Raw genomic sequence first — 20,356 nt, 5'->3', positions numbered from 1 at the left:
AAAGTTATGGTATGTTTTAATTTAAATACAAGAAGAGGGCGGTACAAATGCGAGGAAAACCCTATGTCACCTATACTTTATTAGCTATTCAAATCATCATTTACCTGCTGATGGAATTTACTGGATCCAGCCTTAGTTCATCAACCCTTCTGCTTTTTGGAGCTAAGGAGAATGCCTTAATTGCCATTTATGGGCAATATTGGCGTTTACTAACCCCTATCTTTGTCCATATTGGTTTTTCTCACCTCTTATTCAATTCCATCACTCTTTGGTATCTGGGAAGTGAAGTGGAAGGAATTATTGGTTCCTGGCGCTTTTTATTTATCTACCTCTATTCTGGTATTATGGGGAATTTATTCAGTTATCAATTTTCAACCAGCGTTTCTGCGGGAGCCAGCACGGCGCTATTTGGCTTGTTTGCTTTCTTTTTGGCCATGCGTTATCTCAATCCCCATGACCGTTATTTCCAAGCCATGGGCTACCAATATCAGACTTTAATTATTTTGAATATTATTATGAACTTGTTTATGGCTAATGTGGATATGTCAGGACATATTGGAGGGATTGTCGGTGGTTTCTTAGCCACTCTCATTATCACTAATAACCCTAAGCACCGCTTATCCAGTATCCTGGTATCTATTCTTGTTTATTCAGTAATAGCTGGTATAATTATTGCGAATCATGGGGCTTTTAACACCCTGTTTATACATTAGGAGGCAAGCATGGAATTTATTGTTGGTATTGATTTAGGCGGGACTACCGCCAAACTAGCCTTGTTTAGTCTGGACCTAGGAAAAATCGACCAGTGGCAACTGCCCACTGATACCACTGACCACGGGGCTAACATTATTTCTAACCTGGCCCAAACCATTAAAGAACATGTTGAAGCCAAGCACTTGGACTTAAAAAACTGTCTTGGAATCGGTATGGGATCACCAGGTGCTATTAATCGTAAGCGCGGGACCGTAACTGGGGCTTATAATCTTGGTTGGGACAATGAGATTGCTGTCGTCGACCAGTTTCAAGCCCGCTTAGGCCAGCTACCCGTTTATATTGAAAATGATGCTAATGTCGCTGCTTTAGGTGAATTAGCTAAGGGTGCAGGAAGTAAAAGTCAAAATATGATCTTGATCACCTTGGGAACTGGTGTTGGCGGCGGGATCATTAGCCAAGGTGAACTCCTCATTGGCCAAGGTTCTGCAGGCGAAATTGGTCACATGACTAGCGAAGTGGATGGTTACCTATGTACTTGTGGTTCAAGAGGCTGTGTGGAAACCTTAGCGTCAGCGACAGGGATTCTGCGTTTAAGCAAGGAATATGCCAAGGATCCTCGCTATGAATCATTATTAGCCAAGCAAATCCGTGCTGGGGAGGACGTTGATGTTAAAAGCATAGTAGATGCAGCCAAGGCAGGAGATAAACTAGCAGAGCAAGTGATGGCGCGTTCTCTTCAAGCCTTGGCGCTTTGTTTGAGCCAGTTAACCTGCATCTTTAACCCCGAACAGATTGTTTTGGGTGGGGGAGTAGCTAATGCCGGCCAGTATCTGATCGACAAAATGACACCTATTCTTAAAGAATATACTTACCGCCCTAATCTCCGGCAAGTAAAAATTTCTTTAGCCCAATTGGGTAATGATGCGGGAGTGATTGGTGCGGCCAATTTAGTTAGAGAGAAAAGTAAGGAGTAATTTATGTTATTAGCACAAACAATTGGTGGTTTTACTTTAATTTATCTATTATTAGTCGTGGCTTTATTAGCTTTCTTGATTTATCAAGCTTATTTTTGGATCAAAAGAAAGCAATCAGCAAGTATGATTGACCAAGCAGATTTTCAAGTTACCATGCACCAAGCCCAAATTATTGATGTTCGGGAAGCCCAAGAATTTCGTTCATCCCATATTCTTGGCGCCCGTAATATCCCTTATAGTGAGGTCCGTCAATTGAAAAAAGCCCCTGGTCTCAACCGGTCCCAAAAGATTTACCTCTATGACAATGGGGTAAATATTGCCACGCGGATGGCTTCAGTCCTAAAGCAGGAAGGCTATGAAGACATTTATATCTTAAAGGGCGGCTTCAATGAATGGGAAGGTAAAACTAAAGGAACGGCTGACTAATGGCTGAACTTTTCTTTAAGAACCCTGATTTATCGACTCCGGAAATCGCCCAAAAATTATTAGGTTGCCGTTTAAGAAGAAAGTCCTCAGCTGGAGTGACTAGTGGTATTATTGTTGAAACGGAAGCCTATTTAGGAGAAAAGGACCGAGCCGCCCATGTCTATGGTGGCAAGCGGACCGCTAGTTTAGAAGCTTTTTACCAGGAGGCGGGGATTTTTTATATCTATAATATTCACGGCCATTGGTGTGTGAATATGATTACCCAAAGTAAAGATGAACCCCAAGGGGTATTGATCCGGGCCTTGGAACCTGTGGAAGGTATTGATCTCATGCAGAGTCGGCGCAAACAAGACCAGCGCAGGCTCTTAACGAATGGGCCGGGCAAATTATCTCAAGCTTTAGGGGTCGATAAGGAAGTCGACTACGGAACGTCGATTTTACAAGGCCCCTTGTCCATTGATTTCCATGATCCAAGACCAGTAGCAGAGATTGCTCGAGGTCCCCGTATTGGTATTCCCAATAAGGGCGAGTGGACCCATAAACCCTTACGCTTCTATGTGAAAGGCAATCCCTATGTTTCCTCGCCCAAGGGGAGGACTCAGACCGACCATGGTTGGTTAGCCTAGAATTGAAATTAAATTGCTTTTTCCTAGCTTTCTTGTTAAACTAGATGGAAAATAAGTAAAGGTAATGCGTAAGAGGTTGCTTTTGAATCGGTGAAGCGAGTGGCGTTTGGTGAGAGGCCATCAAGAGAAAAAGGCATGGTTGCTTACAAACTGAACTGTCCGGTCGATGCCGTTATCATCCAGTCATAAATATAGGTGGCACCGTGCACTTAGCGCCCTATCTTCCCTAATCAGGAAGCTAGGGCTTTTTACTTATTTCTAATAAACTTAAGAAATCATTCCATAAAGAGAGGTGCTTTTTAGTGCAAGAAATTGATATGCCCAAAAAATATAATCCTAATGAGGTAGAAAGAGGCCGTTATGACCAATGGCTCGATGAAAAAGTCTTTGAGCCCAATGGAGATACTTCAGTCGAAGCCTATTCCGTGGTGATTCCTCCACCCAATGTTACTGGTAAACTCCACCTCGGCCATGCCTGGGATGTGACTCTCCAAGACATGATCGTCCGCCAAAAACGCATGCAAGGCTATGATACCTTGTGGTTACCTGGGATGGACCATGCGGGAATTGCTACCCAAGCCAAAGTCGAAGAAAAGTTACGTAAAGAGGAGAATCTCTCCCGTTATGACTTAGGACGAGAAAAATTCATCGACAAAACCTGGGAATGGAAAGAGGAATATGCCCAAACCATTCGTAATCAATGGGCCAAAATGGGGATATCTGTGGACTATAAGCGGGAACGTTTTACCCTAGATGATGGCTTATCAGAAGCAGTACGTAAAGTTTTTGTGACCTTGTATGAAAAGGGTCTTATTTACCGGGGTGAGTACATTATTAATTGGGACCCGGTCTTCCAAACCGCCTTATCAGATATTGAAGTGGTCTATAAAGATGACAAGGGCGCTTTCTATCATTTGGAATACCCTCTGGCTGATGGGTCAGGCTCCTTGCGCCTAGCCACTACCCGTCCAGAAACCCTGTTAGGGGACACAGCCGTTGCGGTCCACCCTGATGATGAACGCTACCAAGACTACATCGGTAAGACCGTTATCCTACCAATTGTGGGTAGAGAAATTCCTGTGATTAGTGATGACTATGTCGACCGTGACTTTGGTACTGGTGTGGTTAAAATCACCCCAGCCCATGATCCCAATGACTTTGCAGTGGGCAACCGCCACCATTTAGAGCGGATTAACGTCATGAATGATGACGGTACAATGAACGAAAATGCCGGCAAGTACCAAGGCATGACCCGGGATGAATGCCGTCAAGCCATCGTTGAAGACTTAAAAGCTGATGGTAGCTTGGTAGACATTGAAGAGATTGTCCACAGTGTGGGTCATTCCGAACGCTCTGACGCTGTAGTGGAACCCCGGCTTTCGACCCAATGGTTTGTGAAGATGGCTCCCTTAGCTAAGCAAGCCCTAGACAATCAAAATACCGAAAACCGTGTCGACTTTTATCCACCACGTTTCGAGCAAACCTTTGTTTCCTGGATGGAAAATGTCCATGACTGGGTCATTTCACGGCAACTCTGGTGGGGGCACCAAATTCCGGCCTGGTACCATAAGGATAGTGGGGAAGTCTATGTTGGAATGGAAGCGCCTGAGGATGAAGAAAATTGGGTGCAAGATCCTGATGTCTTAGATACCTGGTTTTCAAGTGCTCTCTGGCCATTCTCTACCATGGGTTGGCCAGATGAAGAGGCTAGCGACTATAAGCGTTACTTCCCAACAGATACCTTGGTAACCGGTTATGATATTATTTTCTTCTGGGTCAGTCGGATGATCTTCCAATCTTTAGAATTCACCGGAGAGCGGCCTTTTAAAAACGTTTTAATTCACGGTTTGATTCGGGACTCCCAAGGGCGTAAGATGTCTAAATCGCTGGGTAACGGGGTTGACCCTATGGATGTTGTTGACCAATATGGTGCTGACGCTTTACGTTGGTTCTTAGCTACTGGTTCAACACCAGGTCAAGATATCCGTTATTACCCAGAAAAATTGGAAGCGGCATGGAACTTTATTAATAAGATCTGGAATGCTTCCCGCTATGCCTTGATGAACTTGGATGGGATGACCTATGATGACATTGATCTAAATAACGTTACTTCCATTGTTGATCAGTGGATCTTGACCCGCTTAAATGAAACCATTGCCAAGGTGACTGACCGTTTTGATGCCTTTGAATTTGGTGAAGCTGGTCGGGCCCTCTATCACTTTATTTGGAATGACTTCTGTGACTGGTATATTGAAATGAGTAAGGAAGTCTTACAAGGCGATGATGAAGACGCCAAACATACGACCAGAAGCGTCCTCAGCTATGTTCTTGGACAAATGTTAGCCCTACTTCACCCCATTATGCCTTTTGTTACCGAAGAAATCTGGCAACATATTCCTCATCAAGGCAATTCTATTGTGACGGCTAAGTATCCTGAAGTCGAAGAAAGTCAAATCCACCAAGAAGCTGCTCGCCATATGGAGGCTTTGATTTCCTTTATTCGCTCTATCCGTACGGCACGGAATGAAAACAATGTCGCACCTTCCAAGCCAATTGCTATTCATGTCAAAGCTAATTCTCAAGAAATTTTGACCATGTTAGAGGAAAACAAAGAATACATTAATCGCTTTGCTAACCCAAGTGAATTAGAAATGGCCTTAGACACGGAAATTCCTGACCAAGCCATGACCTTATTCTTTAGTGATGGGGAAATTTACCTTCCTTTAGCAGGTTTCATTGACATCGATGAAGAAATTCAACGCTTAGAAGCGGAACTCGCTAAATGGGCCAGTGAAGTTGAACGGGTAGACAAGAAACTAGCCAACCAAGGCTTTGTTAATAATGCTCCCGCTGACCTGGTAGAGAAAGAGCGGCAAAAAGGCCAGGATTACCAACAAAAATACCAAGCCACTAAAGAACGTTTGGCTGATTTGAAAGCTACGAATTAGTGGATAAATTTATCTAATTGATTAGATAGTTCGTATTTTGAAAAGAGTCTGGGACAAAAGTCTCAGACTCTTTCTTAATTTATGTCGCATTCTTCATAAGCTGCTTGCTGACAAAAGTGAAGTCCGCTTCAGAAATATTTGGCAATCCTTTTCAAGGATCACCGCATATTTCTTCCACCGTTTCACTTTTTTGTCGTCAGCTCACAATCTGTTCTTTTTTAATGTTTTTTATAAATTTTACTTAATTTTGTTAACAGGGGCTCTGCCTATATTGACAAGCTTTTAACAATGGCCTAGGATGTAATTACTACTTAAATGTTATTAATAAAATCTGTTACAGACAGATAGCGCCTGACTGATTAAAGAGATTTTTTCAGTGACGAGGACTAGGTTTATCGAAGATTCGGCGGGTGGCCTAGGGGTTGCACAATCCATAGAAAAGCACAAAAATCATTTTTAGCAAATGAAACAAAATCCTTTTCTCGTGCTTAAGTAGTTAATATCAGTGTGCCCATTAAGTGATGGGTATTTTTAGGAGGAAACTATTTATGTGTGGAATTGTAGGATTTATTGGCGAAATGCGGGCTCAAGAGGTGCTTTTGAAGGGCTTAGAACGCCTAGAATACCGGGGCTATGACTCAGCGGGAATCTATGTGGTCGATGAAGAAGACCATGGACACCTCTTTAAAGTCAAAGGGCGGATTGCTCAATTACGCGAAGAAGTCGATCTGTCTATCCCGGCTCATTTAGGGATAGGTCATACACGTTGGGCGACCCATGGGGTGCCATCAGTCCCTAACGCCCATCCTCATTTATCCCACGATGGCCGCTTTGCCTTGGTTCATAATGGGGTGATTGAAAACTACCAAGCCTTAAAAAATGACTATTTAGCTGATGTTGATTTTTATTCGGATACTGATACTGAAGTTGTCGTGGAATTGCTTGCTAAATTTAGCCGGGAAGAAAGTATTGATGCTCCAAGCGCCCTAAGAAAAACAGTTGGCCTCTTAGAAGGGTCCTATGCTTTAGGTTTGATTGATACTGAAGATCCAGACCACCTTTATGCAGCTAAGAATAAGAGCCCGCTCTTAATTGGCAAAGGACAAGGCTTTAATACGATCGCTTCTGATGCCATGGCTTCGATCGCCTATACTGACCAATATATTGAAATCCATGATGGTGAATTAGTCACCCTAAGCAAAGACCAAGTTAAAATTGAGAATTTAGCGGGTGAAGTCGTAAGCAGAGAGCCTTATACCGCTAGTTTGGACGCTGACGATTTAGAAAAAGGCACCTTTGATTACTACATGGAGAAAGAAATTGTAGAACAACCAGCAGCTATCCGTAAGATTATTCAAGCCTATGAAGATGACAAGGGGCAATTAAGTATCGACCATGACTTGCTGGAAACCATTACTGCTAGTGACCGTATCTTTATTGTAGCTGCTGGGACCAGTATGCATGCTGGCTTAGTTGGTAAAGTGCTCCTGGAGAGAATTGCTAAGGTTCCTACAGAGGTCCATGTGGCTTCGGAATTTTCTTATAATCCGCCGCTTTTACCTGAGAAACCCTTCTTTATTTACTTAACCCAATCAGGGGAAACAGCGGATAGTCGCCAAGTCCTAGTCCAAACCAATGCCCAAGGTTATCCTTCCTTAACCATTACCAATGTGCCAGGATCCACCTTATCACGGGAGGCTGACTATACTTTACTCTTGCATGTTGGCCCTGAAATTGCGGTGGCTTCTACCAAGGCCTATACTGGACAAATAACAGTTTTAGCAATCATTGCTGATCAAATTGCCCGTAAGAAGGGCTTAGACCTTCCCTTTGACTTAAAACATGAATTATCAATTGCTGCCCAAGCCATGGATGAAGTGGTTGGACAAGCGGATTATTTCCATCAACTGGCAACCGATTACTTTAAAGACCAAAGGTCAGCCTTTTATATTGGTCGTGGCCTAGATTATGCGGTTTCTGTTGAAGCGGCTTTGAAATTAAAAGAGGTCTCTTATATTCAAACAGAAGGTTTTGCTTCTGGAGAATTAAAACATGGTACCATTTCATTGATCGAAGATGGCGTCCCTGTTGTGGCGATCATTAGTCAAGCCAACACCGCCCTGTTAACTCGTGGTAATGTGGAAGAGACACGCTCACGTGGCGCCCATAATTTAATTATTGCTATGGAAGGACTAGACCAAGAAGGGGACCAAATTGTCCTCCCCCATGTGCATGATTTATTAACGCCATTGATTACAGTCATCCCCGCTCAACTCCTCGCTTACTATGCGACCATTGATCGCGGCTTAGATGTCGATAAGCCTAGAAATCTGGCTAAATCGGTAACAGTAGAATAGACATATTTTTCTTATAAGAGCTTATAAAAAAGAAGATCAGGATTTTAAGGATTCTGATCTTTTTGTGTTTTTAACTCTTCGCTGTTTGATGAATTCAATGGGGCTTCGCGGCTATATAGGGTGGAGGTGGCTTAGATATGGATAGTAAAAAACATGTATTCCTATTAAAACCTTGCCCGAATCGGCTAGACCGCGGGAGCGTTTAATGGAATATGGGGCCAATAGTTTGCCAACTTATGAATTGCTGGCTATTATTTTACGATCAGGGGGCAAATATGGGTCAGCCATCCAGTTAGCCCATAAACTCTTGAACCATTTTGAAGACTTATATCAATTGAAAATGGCTGCTACGGAAGAATTACTGGCCATTGAAGGCATTGGTAAGGCTAAGGCAGTGGAACTCCAGGCTATTTTTGAGTTCTCCAAGCGTTTACACCAAGCTCGGTTAATAAAATTGGGAACCATTCATTCAAGTCAGGAAGCAGGGGACTATTATCTCAGTGAATTAGCGGATAGCCATCAGGAGAAGGTCTTGGTTTTTACTTAAATACTAAAAATGAAGTGATCAAAAAACAGATTATCTTTATTGGCGGGTTAAATATGTCGGTGGCCCATCCTCGGGAAATCTATAAAGAGGCGGTCAGGGTATCGGCGGCCCGGATCATGGTAGGTCACAATCACCCTTCAGGAAATCCAGAACCCTCCCCAGAAGATATCGAATTCACTCGCCGATTAAAGGAAGCGGGCAAAATAATAGGGATTGAACTTTTGGACCATTTAGTGGTGGGGCATAGCTCTTTCATCAGTTTAAGAGAACAAGGTTTGCTGTGATACAGGCTGCTTTCAGGGGGGATCTTAAGATGCTAAAACCCTCTTGCTGGGGGCAAAGAGGGTTAGTTTTCATGGGAGTTATTTTTTCTTGGTAGTGCTTACTGATGAGACAGACAATACTTAAGAGAATCAGCCCGACCACTAGTGAGACTTGGTCTTGATTAAAGAAAATGGCGGCTGGGATCGCCACAATAAGGAACAAGGCTCCCCAAAGGACCAAGCTTTTCTTAGCTTTTGTTATTAATTGGGTCAAACAGGCCAGAAATCCTAAGTAAATCAACCAATAGCTCAGGCTAAATGCGGTAAGAAAAGTTGAAAAATTTAAGTATTCTAACAGGTTATTCACTAATAATAATTGTCCGGAATAGACGATGATAGGTAGATAAGGGGTCCACTGCTGGCTGATCATATGGCTATGAGTTAAAAGCCAGATAAGAATACTTAGGACTAGGGCCAACCACCCGAAAGAAAAGGCGACTAAAAAAATGATTATAAAGCATAGACATTCGATGAAGAGTAAAGCCTTAGCCTGGCCGATCAGGGAATGCTTTTCGCCAAAGCTAAAGAGTAAAAAGAGTTCCTGGTTAAGCCATTGAAAGATAAAAGCCAGGCCTAGGCCGTAAAAATTGATGATTTCGGTTGACCCGAGGGCTTTTAATCCAGGAAGGAAGGCTAATAAAAGCAAAGAAAATTGAAAACAAAAATTCGTCCAAGAAAAAGACAGCTGGGAGATTTTTAACAGGGATTTCACTCTATTCATACTAGGATCTCCTCTCGACAAGAAATAATTTTGGGGGGAGGTGCTTTTGGTTAAGGAATTCAAAGTGACTAGCGCTATACTGATCTTGGTCGATTTGACTGAGGAAGTCTTGAATCGCCGAAGCTTCTTCTCTTCCCCCAGGATGGCCCAAGTAGGCCGCTACTAAGAGGATTCCGCCAGGATTTAACCGTGAAAGACTAGACTCGATAGCTGGGATTGTCGACTCGGGCTTGGTAATAATGCTCTTATCTCCCTTAGGGAGGTAACCCAAGTTAAAAATAACCAGGTCCAAGTAGTCATCAGCCTTAAGATACTGAGAAATTTTAGCGTGAGAGTCATGGTAAAGACTCACCTGCTCTTGACAGTGGTGTTTTTCTAATAGGGCTTGGGTGGCTCTGATGGCTTGCTTTTGGAGGTCAAAGCCATAAACCTGGCCTGACTGGCCAACGATTTGAGCTAAGAGTAAGGTGTCATGGCCATTGCCAATAGTGGCGTCTAAGGCGGTCATGCCGGTTTGTAAATGTCCTTTGATAATGTGATGGCTGACTTCGATCACATTTTTTAACATAAAATTTCCTCGCATTCTATCGAATTGCTTACATTATACGCTAGGAATGTTACAAAATTATTACGAATATTAAGAATCCCATCTTTTGTTAAAAGGCATTTTTTTCCTCGCGATTTATACTATAATTATTAATGAGTAATTCTAGATGATGAGAGGGGATTTCTAATATTATGACAGGTCATCAAGAAAAGTCCAAGAAACTTATTAAGACCAGTGCGGTTTTATTGAGCTCCGTAGTTGCTATTGCTGGGGCCGATGCATTGGCAAACTATACACCCGTCCAAGCAACGACTTTGGCACCTACTAGTAATAATTTTCTTAATAAAATTTTACCTTACGCCTACGACTTAGCCAATCAAAATGACCTTTATGCTTCTGTGATGATGGCACAAGCAGCCTTAGAATCAGGCTGGGGATCTAGCCGCTTATCTCAAGCACCCTATAATAATCTCTTTGGTATCAAGGGTAATTATAGAGGGAAAACGGCTAATTTTAACACCCTAGAGGATGATGGTCGCGGAAATTATTATCAAATTAATGATGGCTTTCGGATGTATCCATCTTACCGGGAATCCCTCATCGATTATGTGGGTGTATTAAAGAATGGGACTTCTTGGAACCCTAATTTCTATAGTGGGGCCTGGAAGAGTAACACTAATTCCTATAAGGATGCCACGGCTTGGTTAACCGGTCGCTATGCAACTGATACTTCCTATGGCAGCAAGTTAAATAGCATTATCGCTAAGAATAATTTAAGCCAATACGATACGCCAGGGAAAACGTTTAGCAACAAGCAAACGAATTCCAGCCAAGTAAGCACGCCTACAGCTCAACCAGGCGGACGGTCCTATGTGGTGAGACCTGGTGACGGCCTATGGACAGTAGCTCGCCAACTGGGAACTAGTATTGAGGCAGTCAAACTAGCTAACGGCCTCAGTTCCAACCTGATTTACCCGGGGCAAGTCCTTTACGCCGGGGCAAGCTCATCCAGTCCAGCTAAGGCAAACACGGGCTCACCAGTAAGGCCTTCTAGCCCTGCTGCTAAGCCCGCTCAGTCTGCCAAACAATCCTATAGGGTCCAAGCTGGCGATGGTTTGTGGACGGTTGCTAAGAACTTGGGAACGACCATTGAAGCAGTTAAAGCTGCTAATGGCTTAACTTCTAACTTTATCTACCCTGGTCAGGTTCTCTATGCTCCTGGGCAAAAACAAAACTCAGCTAGCCCAGTAGTGACAAATACCAATAAGCAATCTCAAGGTCAAAGCAATGCAGGCTACAAGTCTTACACCGTCCAAGCTGGGGACGGCTTGTGGACAGTGGCACGGCACTTGGGTATGACTGTGGATACTTTAAAGGCTAAGTATGGCTTAACTTCGAATTTCATTTATCCAGGCCAAGTCTTTACTAACCAAACTAGCCAAGGCAGTCATAAGCCATCTAACAATAGCCCATCTGCCAATAACCCAAGACCAAGTCATAATGGTAGTCAGGCAGGGGTCTACCAAGTCCAAGCTGGGGACACACTCTACCGCATTGCCCGTAACCAAGGCCTGACTGTGAATCAGTTAAAAGAAATGAACGGCTTAACTTCTAATGCGATTTATGTAGGGCAAAAATTGAATTTAGCGGCTAAAGCTGCTTATCAACCCACAGCTAAATCAGGAGTAAGTGCTAGTCAAGCAACTAGTGCACCAACTCCTAGTCAAAGGCCAGCCAGCCCTAAGCCAGTCAGTCAAGTTCAAGCGGCCAATACTTATCAAATTAAGGCCGGTGATAACTTATATCGAATTGCACTTAACCATGGGGTTTCCTTAAACCAATTACTGGCAGCCAATCAATTAAAGGCCAACTCATTGATTTTACCTGGCCAACAATTGGTTATTCCACAATAAAATATAAAAATATCTGAAAAGTCTGACCACTGTCTATAAGTCATCGCTGACCTAGCCAGTTTGGTCAGGCTTTTTAATCATTGGCTTTTATTTTTGTCTAGCTAGGCTTTTTGTCAACTGGGCTTGCTTTTGCTAAAATAAAAGAAATACTTAAAATATAAGGGAGAAGAGTGGTGGCTAATGGAAGAAAAGCAAAATCAGAAAAGAAGATTTCAAGTGGGCGATACTTTTTCCACAACGGAATCTTTTCGTGAACGCGATATCATGCTCTACATGGGAGTAACGGATGATCATAATCCCCTTTATTTACCTGGTAAGGAGGGCGCCCAGATTCCGCCTATTGCTCTAATTGGAGCCGTAACACGGACAGTTTCAGGTCAATTCCCTGGCCCCCATTCAGATTTGGTGGAATTGAATTTTACGATTAATAATCCCATCTATCATCATGTGACCCTGACCTTTCATTTTGAAATTTTAAGAGTTGATGAATTGAAGGGCTACCTCACTATTCATGTCATTACTAATAATGAAACCACGGGAGAAAAAATGTTATGGATGCCATGCTAACCGTTCTTCCCCAATATATGGACCATTAAGATTGTAAAGGAGAATCAACTTGTCCAAGCAAGAAAAATTATTGCTATTCGATGGCTCATCATTAGCCTTTCGGGCTTTCTTTGCCATGCATGATTTAAATCGTTTTAAAAATAATAAAGGCCTACATACCAATGCCCTATATGCTTTTCACTTGATGTTGACCCACGTCTTAGAAAAAGAAAAGCCTAGCCATGCCCTGGTGGCTTGGGATGCTGGTAAGACCACCTTTCGGACGGCATATTATCCTGAATACAAGGGTGGCAGGGATAAAACGCCGCAAGAATTTGTAGAACAGATGCCTTATTTTAATAAGTTGTTGGATGCATTTGGTATTGCCCACTATGAATTAGCTAATTATGAAGCGGATGATATCATTGGTACCCTGTCCCAAAGAGGCGCAGAGGCTGGTATGGATGTCGTGATTATCTCTGGCGATAAGGATTTGATTCAACTGGCTAGGGACCAGGTTAGGGTAGATATTAACCGTAAGGGAGTGACTAATATTGATTCCTATACTCCTCAATCCATCCAAGCAGACCAAGGAATCAGCCCTGAACAACTCATTGATGTTAAGGGGTTGATGGGCGATAATTCCGATAATTATCCTGGTGTGACTGGAATTGGGGAGAAGACCGCCTTGAAACTAGTCCAGGAATTTGGTTCCATGGAAGAGGTCTATGCTAATATCGATCAAGTCTCCGGGAAAAAACGTAAGGAAAACTTAGTCAAGGATAAGGATCAAGCCTTTTTATCCAAAAAATTAGCCCGAATTATTCTTGATGCTCCAGTTGAAAAATCCCTGGCAGACTTAAAATGCCAAGGCATTCAGGCTCAAGATTTGGTTAACTTTTATCGTGAGATGAACTTCAAGCAATTTATGGAAAAATTCTTAGCTAACTCTGGGGCTGACGCTGACTTTGAATTAGAGGATTCTAGCTGGGAAGTCCCTGATTATCAAGTCCTTGACCAACTTGAGGCTAAGCATTTCACCCAAGACCAAACAGCCCTCTACCTAGAAATGTTCGAGAATAATTACCATGAAGGGAAGTTAATCTACGTTGTTTGGGGGAATAAGGATCATATCTACTTGGCCTCACCAGACCTGGTGAGGGAAAGCCAAGCTTTTAAAAATTGGATAGAAGATCCCCATGCTAAAAAGGTCCTCTATGATGCTAAGCGAAGCCAAGTGATCTTAAAAGGCTTGGGGATGGACTTAGAGGGGGTTAGTGATGATGTCCTTATCGCTTCCTATCTCATCCATGCCCGTGATTTAAGTGGCGATGTGGCTAATGTGGCCCGAGAATTCAATTTGGATTATCTAGCCTATGATAGTGAAGTCTATGGGAAAGGCAAGAAAGTGGCGGTTCCTGAAGATAAAACTCGTCTTTATGACCACCTGGTAGCTAAGGTATCTGTTATTAATGACCTACTACCGATTATTAAAGATCGCCTAGAAGCGGATGAGATGGTCGAACTTTACCGAAAAATTGAACTCCCTCTAGCCCAAGTTCTAGCTAAAATGGAAATTATGGGGATTTCCGTTGACCGCAGCAGGCTGGTAGGTTTATCCCAGTCTTATGAAGAGCAACTTGACCAGCTGCAAGAAGAAATCTACCGGGAAGCCGGGGTTGAATTTAATATTAATTCCACCCAACAGCTGAGCAAGGTTCTCTTTGAAGATATGGGACTAAAGGGTGGCAAGAAAACCAAGTCTGGTAACTATTCAACGGCCCAATCTGAATTGGAAAAATTACAAGGGGTGCCCATCATTGATTTGATCCTAGCCTATCGCCAATTAGCTAAGCTTCAATCCACTTATGTTCAAGGGATCCTCGATTATATCCACCAAGATGGCAAGGTACACAGTCGTTTCATTCAAACCCTAACCACTACCGGACGCTTAAGTTCAGCTGATCCGAACTTACAAAATATTCCTATCCGTACCGAAGAGGGGCGTAAAATTCGCCAAGCCTTTGTGCCTTCTCATCCGGACTGGGTCATTTTCTCATCGGACTATTCGCAAATTGAATTACGTGTCCTTGCCCATGTTTCTGGTGACCCTCATCTTCAAGAAGCCTTTAAAGAAAATAAGGATATCCACACCGCTACAGCGGCCAAAGTCTTCCATAAAGATGAAAAGGACATTAGTAAGGATGAAAGACGTCAAGCCAAGGCAGTCAATTTTGGAATTGTTTACGGGATTAGTGACTATGGTCTCAGTCAAAACCTTTCGATTTCTCGTCAAGAGGCCAAAGCCTTTATTGATAAATATTTTGAAATTTATCCTAAAGTGGCTGAATATATGGATAAGAGTGTGGAAATCGCCCGTGAGGCTGGATACGCTAAAACCCTCTTTAACCGCCGTCGCTACCTTCCTGACTTAAAGGCTAAAAATTATAATGTTAGGTCCTTTGCCGAAAGAACCGCAATGAATTCGCCAATTCAAGGGACGGCAGCCGATATTATTAAGGTAGCCATGGTTGAGATGGATCAAGCCTTAAAGGAACATCAACTTCAGGCAAATCTCCTCCTCCAAGTCCACGATGAGTTAATTTTTGAAGTAGCCAAAGAGGACTTAGAAGACCTAGCTGCCTTAGTTAAAGACGTCATGGAAAATGCAGTTTCCTTAGACGTCCCATTAATTGTTGATAGTAACTATGGGTCCACTTGGTATGATGCCAAGTAGGAAAATCTAAGAAAGGTTTTAATAGAGAAGATAGGCTGGGACAGGAGTTCAAAGCCCTTCAAATAAAGGGAGTAAAACCTAATTTAAAAATTAGCTTTGCTGGCATTTTCATAAACGAAGGGAGACTATTGAATACGCTTCTCTCTTCGTTTTTTTGTTTTAGCTGTTCGAATCTGAGGATATAGTATGCCTAGCGTTTTCGTCCTTTGGCGCATCCGTCGCACTCTTTACTTTATTTATGGTTATTGTTTGATTAGAATAAGTTAGACTGCTAACAGTGTTTTAGCGGGATGAAGGAGGCTAGTTAATGCCAGAGTTACCTGAAGTAGAAAATGTGAGACAGGGGCTTAATAGAGTCCTTCCTCAAGCCCAAATACAGGATGTGGAAGTAAAATGGGCAAAGATTATTAATTGTCCAGCCCAGGTCTTTCGCCAAGCCATGCAAGGGGAGACCTTTGAACGAGTCGACCGTTATGGAAAATACCTGTTTTTTATTGGAGCGATTGCGCCTGGATTAGCCATCTGCGGATGGAAGGCAAGTATTTTGTCTGCGATAGGCAGACGCCAATTTTAAAGCATAGTCACCTCATCTGTCACTTGCGTGATGGCAGGGACCTACGCTATCATGATGTGCGTAAATTTGGTCGGATATCCTTATTTTCTCGTCAAGATATGCCCCAAGCTATTAAAAATTTAAAACTCGGTCCAGAACCCTGGGATATTAACTTGGATCAATTCCAAAAAATATTAGCGGCATCCAAGCGACCCATTAAATCATTAATACTGGACCAGCAAAAAATTGCCGGCATTGGTAATATTTATGCTGATGAATCTCTATTTCAAGCGGAAATTTATCCAGGTCGGCCAGCCAATTCGTTGACTGACCAAGAGACCTTGCTCCTATTAGAAGCCATGCGAGATATACTGAATCGAGCGGTAGACTTAGGCGGCTCTAGTGTGCGGACCTATCAGAACACTTTAGGGGAGGACGGTCAATATCAAAATTATCTCAAGGTTTACCAGCGCCAGGGCCAAGCCTGTTTAAATTGTGGAAGAACCATTGAGAAAATTAAGTTAGGACAGCGAGGGACGCATTTTTGTCCCAATTGTCAGAAATAAAGGGAGTGTATGAATGACTTTTCGCTTAGGATTAACAGGGTCAATTGCTACGGGAAAATCTACTGTTAGTAATTATTTTAAAAAAGTTGGTTTTCCGGTAGTGGATGCAGACCTGGGGGCTCGAGCTGTCGTTGAGCCGGGAACACAGGGTTTACAAGCTATAAAAGAGCATTTTGGAGAGGATTTTCTCTTTCCAAATGGCACCCTTAACCGGAAGAAATTAGGGGATGTGGTCTTTACAGATAAGGATCAACTCAAAGCTCTTAATCAACTGCTCTTGCCTTATATCTATGACTGGGTCAACGACCAAGCCCAGTCTTACCAAGACCAGGGCCATCAATTGATTGTTTTGGATATTCCTTTACTTTATGAGACCAAGTACCAGGACGCTTGTGATGCGGTGATGTTGGTCTATGTTCCAGAAAGCATTCAATTGCAACGACTGATGGACCGGGATAATTTAAGTGAAGACGAGGCCTTTGACCGCATGCTGTCTCAATATAATATTGAACAGAAACTCCGCTGGGCAGATATTGTGATTGATAACCAGGGCAGCATCCAGCAAACGGAAAAGCAAGTCGAGGCCTGGTTGAGCATCCAAGGCTTTCAAGCCATAAAATAAGCTGACCAAGCTGGATTTTGCCCCTTATCCTTCCGCCTTTAAACTGTGCTATAATTAATAAAAGAAATATTTTAGAAAATGTCCAAGGAAGGTGAATATTGTGCGCTGCCCCAGATGTCAAGATAATAATACGAAGGTAATCGATAGTCGGCCTGTGGAGGAAAACACATCGATAAGAAGGCGACGCCTATGTACGCAATGTGATTTTCGCTTCACGACCTTTGAACGGGTAGAAAAGATGCCTTTACTGGTTATCAAGCGGGATGGTACCCGGGAAGAATTTTCCAAAGAAAAATTATTACGGGGCTTAGTGAGGTCCTGTGAAAAACGGCCAATCGCCCTAGAGACCTTAGAAGAAGTGGTTAAGAATATCGAATCGGACATTCGGCAAAAAGGACAAAACGAGGTGCCTTCAACCCTAATAGGGGAAATGGTCATGGATATTTTGCCCAAGATCGATGAAGTTGCCTATATTCGCTATGCCAGTGTCTACCGTCACTTCGAAGATCCTACCGTCTTTTTGCAAGAAATTGAGCAGTTGAAGCAAATGCAAAAAAATAACGCGGAGGGGCAAACGAATTTAGACTTAGAAGCCAATAACGCGGAGGAAGATCAGTCTTGAATCCATGGGAAAAGTTAAATCCACGTGAACCTCTCAAAATTATCCTCACACAAATTGTTTCCAATGCTGATCTGGAAGTCTTAACCTATCTCTACCAACCAATTATTGGGGCTGAAGCCTTTGCTCTCTATATGACTCTTTATGCCTATATTGACCGTTCGACTTATCAATCAGAAGTAATTAATCATGGGGAAATTATGGACCAATTGGTTTTTTCTAAAGAACGCTATGTCAGAAGTAGGCGCCGATTAGAAGCCATTGGCCTCTTACGTAGCTACACCCAGCAAAGTGGTCAAGCCCCAGTGCAGGCCCTCTATCAGTTGCTAGCACCGGTTTCTTCTGAGCAGTTTTTTAAGGATAGCTTAATGACTAGCTTACTTTTAGACCATGTGGGGGAAGTGCGTTTTAATCGCTTATTAGACCGCTTTAGCTTTGAAAAGATTGCTGATAGTCAGGAGAATGACTGGCAGGAGGTCACAGCGACTTTTCAGGATGTTTTTCATCTGTCCCAAAGCAGTCGCCAATTGACTGAAAGCGAAAAGCAAAGCTTGTTAAAGAAGCCTAGTAAATCCCTTATAAAAACTAGCCTGGTCAGTGATTTTGATATGGCTTATTTTACTGAGTTGGTACAAAGGTCTTTCCTCAGTGAGCGGGCGGTCAGTCAGGATGTTAAGGAGATGACCCAAAGCCTCCATGCTCTTTATGGTTTGGATGAAGTTGCCCTGTCCCAGTTTGCCATTAAGGCAAGTAATGTAAGAACCAACCAAGTGGACATTAATTACTACCAAGGCCTAGTGATCAAGGCCATGGCGGACCAACCGATAAATAAACGACCTGACTATCAAATGGACCAAGCCAAGCAGCAGACCAAGAGTCAGGGTCAGGATTTACCCAAAGAAAATCAGGATGAAGCTAGCCTAGCCTTGATCAAGGCGGCTAAGGCTTATCCGCCCCTAACCTTTGCTAAGACTATCAAAGAACAAAAAAACGGTTATCTAACTACCAACGAGATAAAAACCTTAGAGATGGTCATGAATAAGGGCCTTATCGATGGCCCGACCTTGAATATCATGATTCACTATTATTTGATCAGTCAGGAAAGTTCAAGTATCGTCAGGTCGACCTTTGAGCGGACAGTGGATGATTGGAGTCAAAAAATATTCAAAGTCCGGAACAGGCGCTGACCTATCTCAACAAACGGACTAAACGGATTCAAAAACAAAGACAAAGCAAAAATAAGCGGCAAAATACCAAACGCAAGACCTATCAAGAATTACAGCCCGCTTGGTTTAATCAAAAACAAGAGACGGCAGATAAGGAGGAAAAAATGGACCATGAAAGTGTCCAAGCCTTAGCCGATCGGATTCGGGCATTGAATAGTGAGGAGGGAGACGAATGAGAAATATTGGGGAAGATATCAGCCATGAGCTCAATAAAGGCAACTTTCGCCAACGCTTAGACCAAACCAAAGCCCAAGTCTTGAGTGATCCGGACGTTAGACAATTTATTGATAATCATAAAGAAGACTTGGACCAAGAAACGATTGACCGTTCGATATCGAAACTCTATGAATTTGTTCAAGAAAAAGAACGGATAAGAGCGGGGAAAAGGCCCAAATTTCCTAATTTCTATCCTAAGCTCATTATGAATTTTAATTATATTGATATTGAATACCAGGCGACTGATGAATTCCTCGCCGCCCAAAAAGAGCGGGAGAAGAAGCAACGGGTCACTTTACTGGAAATGCCTAAGGATTTAAAGCAAGCCTCCTTCCAAAACTTTGACCTGACCGATCCCAAACGGCAAGCTGCCTTGGAGAAGGCCATTGATTTTGTCGAAGCCATGCAGTCTAAGCCCAAGCAATTTCACCAAGGCCTTTACTTACATGGTCCGTTTGGCGTGGGGAAGTCCTTTTTAGCGGCAGCTGTGGCTAATCACCTGGCTGAACATGGTTTCACGACTACCTTGTTCCACTATCCTACTTTTATTAGTGAGATCAAGAGTGCCATCAAAGATAATCGTGTTAACCAGCGACTCAAGAGCCTCCAAGACGCCCAAGTATTAATGATTGATGATATTGGTGCTGAAAGTAATTCGGCCTGGGTCCGTGATGAAGTCCTAGGGGTTCTCTTGCAGAACCGTATGAGTCAAGGCCAGGCTACCTTTTTCACTTCTAATTTTTCCATGAAGGAATTAGAAAATCATTTGGCCCATACTAATCAAGGAGATTCGGAAACCGTCAAGGCGCAGCGGATTATGGAAAGGGTTCGTTATTTGAGCGAGGAAGTAACTATGTCCGGGCGCAACCGTCGCTATTCGGATTAGAGTCACTTCACTTTCCTAAATAAAAGCTTGAATTGTTTCATAAAAAGTGCTTTAATTAAAGCAAGTCAGTGATAGAAGACTGAATATAATCAACTTGTAGGAGAGACAGGCTAGATGGTGCAAATGCCTGACAGGTTTTATAGGATACCACTTCTTAGACTTTCTATATGACGTTAGCGCAACGTTATCAGCGTACTAGAGACACTATAGGTGTAAACTAGGGTGGAACCACGATATGAATTAGTAATCGTCCCTTCTGAGCATGCTCAGAAGGGATTTTTTTATAGGA

20 protein-coding genes are annotated in these 20,356 nt (G+C 42.8%); 18 read left to right on the top strand and 2 right to left on the bottom strand.

What is annotated here, in order from left to right:
- Positions 1-47 precede the first annotated feature (47 nt).
- The 8 genes from HMPREF9243_RS07075 (at position 48) to HMPREF9243_RS10965 (ending at position 8,876) form a co-directional block, all read left to right on the top strand.
- Complete coding sequence (locus HMPREF9243_RS07075; protein WP_013668529.1) at positions 48-713, top strand: rhomboid family intramembrane serine protease; 666 nt, start codon at positions 48-50, stop codon at positions 711-713.
- A 9-nt stretch (positions 714-722) separates the two neighbouring features.
- On the top strand, positions 723-1,688 hold the full coding sequence (locus HMPREF9243_RS07070; protein ID WP_013669495.1) for an ROK family protein: 966 nt from the start codon (positions 723-725) through the stop codon (positions 1,686-1,688).
- 3 nt (positions 1,689-1,691) lie between these two features.
- On the top strand, positions 1,692-2,114 hold the full coding sequence (locus HMPREF9243_RS07065) for a rhodanese-like domain-containing protein (protein WP_013668491.1): 423 nt from the start codon (positions 1,692-1,694) through the stop codon (positions 2,112-2,114).
- Positions 2,114-2,740 (top strand): DNA-3-methyladenine glycosylase, encoded by a 627-nt coding sequence (locus HMPREF9243_RS07060; protein WP_013669465.1) that lies wholly within the window; start codon positions 2,114-2,116, stop codon positions 2,738-2,740. Before HMPREF9243_RS07065 ends, HMPREF9243_RS07060 begins: the two co-directional genes overlap by 1 nt.
- Before the next feature lie 317 nt (positions 2,741-3,057).
- Positions 3,058-5,688 (top strand): valine--tRNA ligase, encoded by a 2,631-nt coding sequence (locus tag HMPREF9243_RS07055; RefSeq protein ID WP_041706779.1) that lies wholly within the window; start codon positions 3,058-3,060, stop codon positions 5,686-5,688.
- A gap of 548 nt (positions 5,689-6,236) precedes the next feature.
- Positions 6,237-8,045 (top strand): glutamine--fructose-6-phosphate transaminase (isomerizing), encoded by a 1,809-nt coding sequence (glmS, locus tag HMPREF9243_RS07050; protein WP_013669358.1) that lies wholly within the window; start codon positions 6,237-6,239, stop codon positions 8,043-8,045.
- A 205-nt stretch (positions 8,046-8,250) separates the two neighbouring features.
- Positions 8,251-8,592, top strand: a complete 342-nt coding sequence (locus HMPREF9243_RS10970) for a UPF0758 domain-containing protein (RefSeq protein WP_315861757.1) — start codon at positions 8,251-8,253, stop codon at positions 8,590-8,592.
- 14 nt (positions 8,593-8,606) lie between these two features.
- Complete coding sequence (locus HMPREF9243_RS10965; RefSeq protein ID WP_315861756.1) at positions 8,607-8,876, top strand: JAB domain-containing protein; 270 nt, start codon at positions 8,607-8,609, stop codon at positions 8,874-8,876.
- Here the strand turns inward: HMPREF9243_RS10965 and HMPREF9243_RS07040 are convergent.
- A complete protein-coding gene (locus tag HMPREF9243_RS07040) occupies positions 8,848-9,636 on the bottom strand; it encodes a hypothetical protein (protein WP_013670011.1) in 789 nt (262 codons plus the stop codon). The genes HMPREF9243_RS10965 and HMPREF9243_RS07040 overlap by 29 nt on opposite strands.
- 1 nt (position 9,637) lies before the next feature.
- Entirely contained in the window at positions 9,638-10,204 is a 567-nt protein-coding gene (locus HMPREF9243_RS07035) for a class I SAM-dependent methyltransferase (protein WP_013668541.1), read from the bottom strand.
- 170 nt (positions 10,205-10,374) lie between these two features.
- Here HMPREF9243_RS07035 and HMPREF9243_RS07030 point away from each other — a divergent pair, with 170 nt between their 5' ends.
- The 10 genes from HMPREF9243_RS07030 (at position 10,375) to dnaI (ending at position 20,067) form a co-directional block, all read left to right on the top strand.
- On the top strand, positions 10,375-12,096 hold the full coding sequence (locus HMPREF9243_RS07030) for a LysM peptidoglycan-binding domain-containing protein (protein WP_013669773.1): 1,722 nt from the start codon (positions 10,375-10,377) through the stop codon (positions 12,094-12,096).
- Between the two features lie 180 nt (positions 12,097-12,276).
- On the top strand, positions 12,277-12,663 hold the full coding sequence (locus HMPREF9243_RS07025) for a hypothetical protein (RefSeq protein ID WP_049776777.1): 387 nt from the start codon (positions 12,277-12,279) through the stop codon (positions 12,661-12,663).
- Positions 12,664-12,712: 49 nt separating this feature from the next.
- Positions 12,713-15,379 carry a DNA polymerase I gene (gene polA / locus HMPREF9243_RS07020; RefSeq protein ID WP_013669944.1) on the top strand — a complete coding sequence of 889 codons (2,667 nt, stop codon included), beginning with the start codon at positions 12,713-12,715 and terminating at the stop codon, positions 15,377-15,379.
- Positions 15,380-15,686: 307 nt separating this feature from the next.
- On the top strand, positions 15,687-15,953 hold the full coding sequence (locus tag HMPREF9243_RS10875; protein ID WP_269208273.1) for a DNA-formamidopyrimidine glycosylase family protein: 267 nt from the start codon (positions 15,687-15,689) through the stop codon (positions 15,951-15,953).
- A complete protein-coding gene (gene mutM / locus HMPREF9243_RS07015; RefSeq protein WP_269208272.1) occupies positions 15,908-16,498 on the top strand; it encodes a DNA-formamidopyrimidine glycosylase in 591 nt (196 codons plus the stop codon). Before HMPREF9243_RS10875 ends, mutM begins: the two co-directional genes overlap by 46 nt.
- 13 nt (positions 16,499-16,511) lie before the next feature.
- The gene (gene coaE / locus HMPREF9243_RS07010; protein ID WP_013669342.1) at positions 16,512-17,120 is read left to right on the top strand and encodes a dephospho-CoA kinase; all 609 of its coding nucleotides are present in this window, start codon (positions 16,512-16,514) and stop codon (positions 17,118-17,120) included.
- Between the two features lie 100 nt (positions 17,121-17,220).
- Entirely contained in the window at positions 17,221-17,742 is a 522-nt protein-coding gene (gene nrdR, locus HMPREF9243_RS07005; protein ID WP_041706156.1) for a transcriptional regulator NrdR, read from the top strand.
- Complete coding sequence (locus tag HMPREF9243_RS07000; RefSeq protein WP_041706155.1) at positions 17,739-18,926, top strand: hypothetical protein; 1,188 nt, start codon at positions 17,739-17,741, stop codon at positions 18,924-18,926. Before nrdR ends, HMPREF9243_RS07000 begins: the two co-directional genes overlap by 4 nt.
- Entirely contained in the window at positions 18,887-19,141 is a 255-nt protein-coding gene (locus tag HMPREF9243_RS06995) for a hypothetical protein (protein ID WP_013670037.1), read from the top strand. The genes HMPREF9243_RS07000 and HMPREF9243_RS06995 overlap by 40 nt, the downstream gene beginning before the upstream one ends.
- Positions 19,138-20,067: a primosomal protein DnaI gene (gene dnaI, locus HMPREF9243_RS06990; protein WP_013668901.1), complete on the top strand. Its 930-nt coding sequence runs from the start codon at positions 19,138-19,140 to the stop codon at positions 20,065-20,067. The genes HMPREF9243_RS06995 and dnaI overlap by 4 nt, the downstream gene beginning before the upstream one ends.
- The last annotated feature ends 289 nt before the right edge of the window (positions 20,068-20,356 follow it).

Source organism: Aerococcus sp. Group 1, from assembly GCF_000193205.1.
GTDB lineage: Bacteria > Bacillota > Bacilli > Lactobacillales > Aerococcaceae > Aerococcus > Aerococcus urinae_A.
This window is presented reverse-complemented; position numbering and strand designations above follow the sequence as displayed.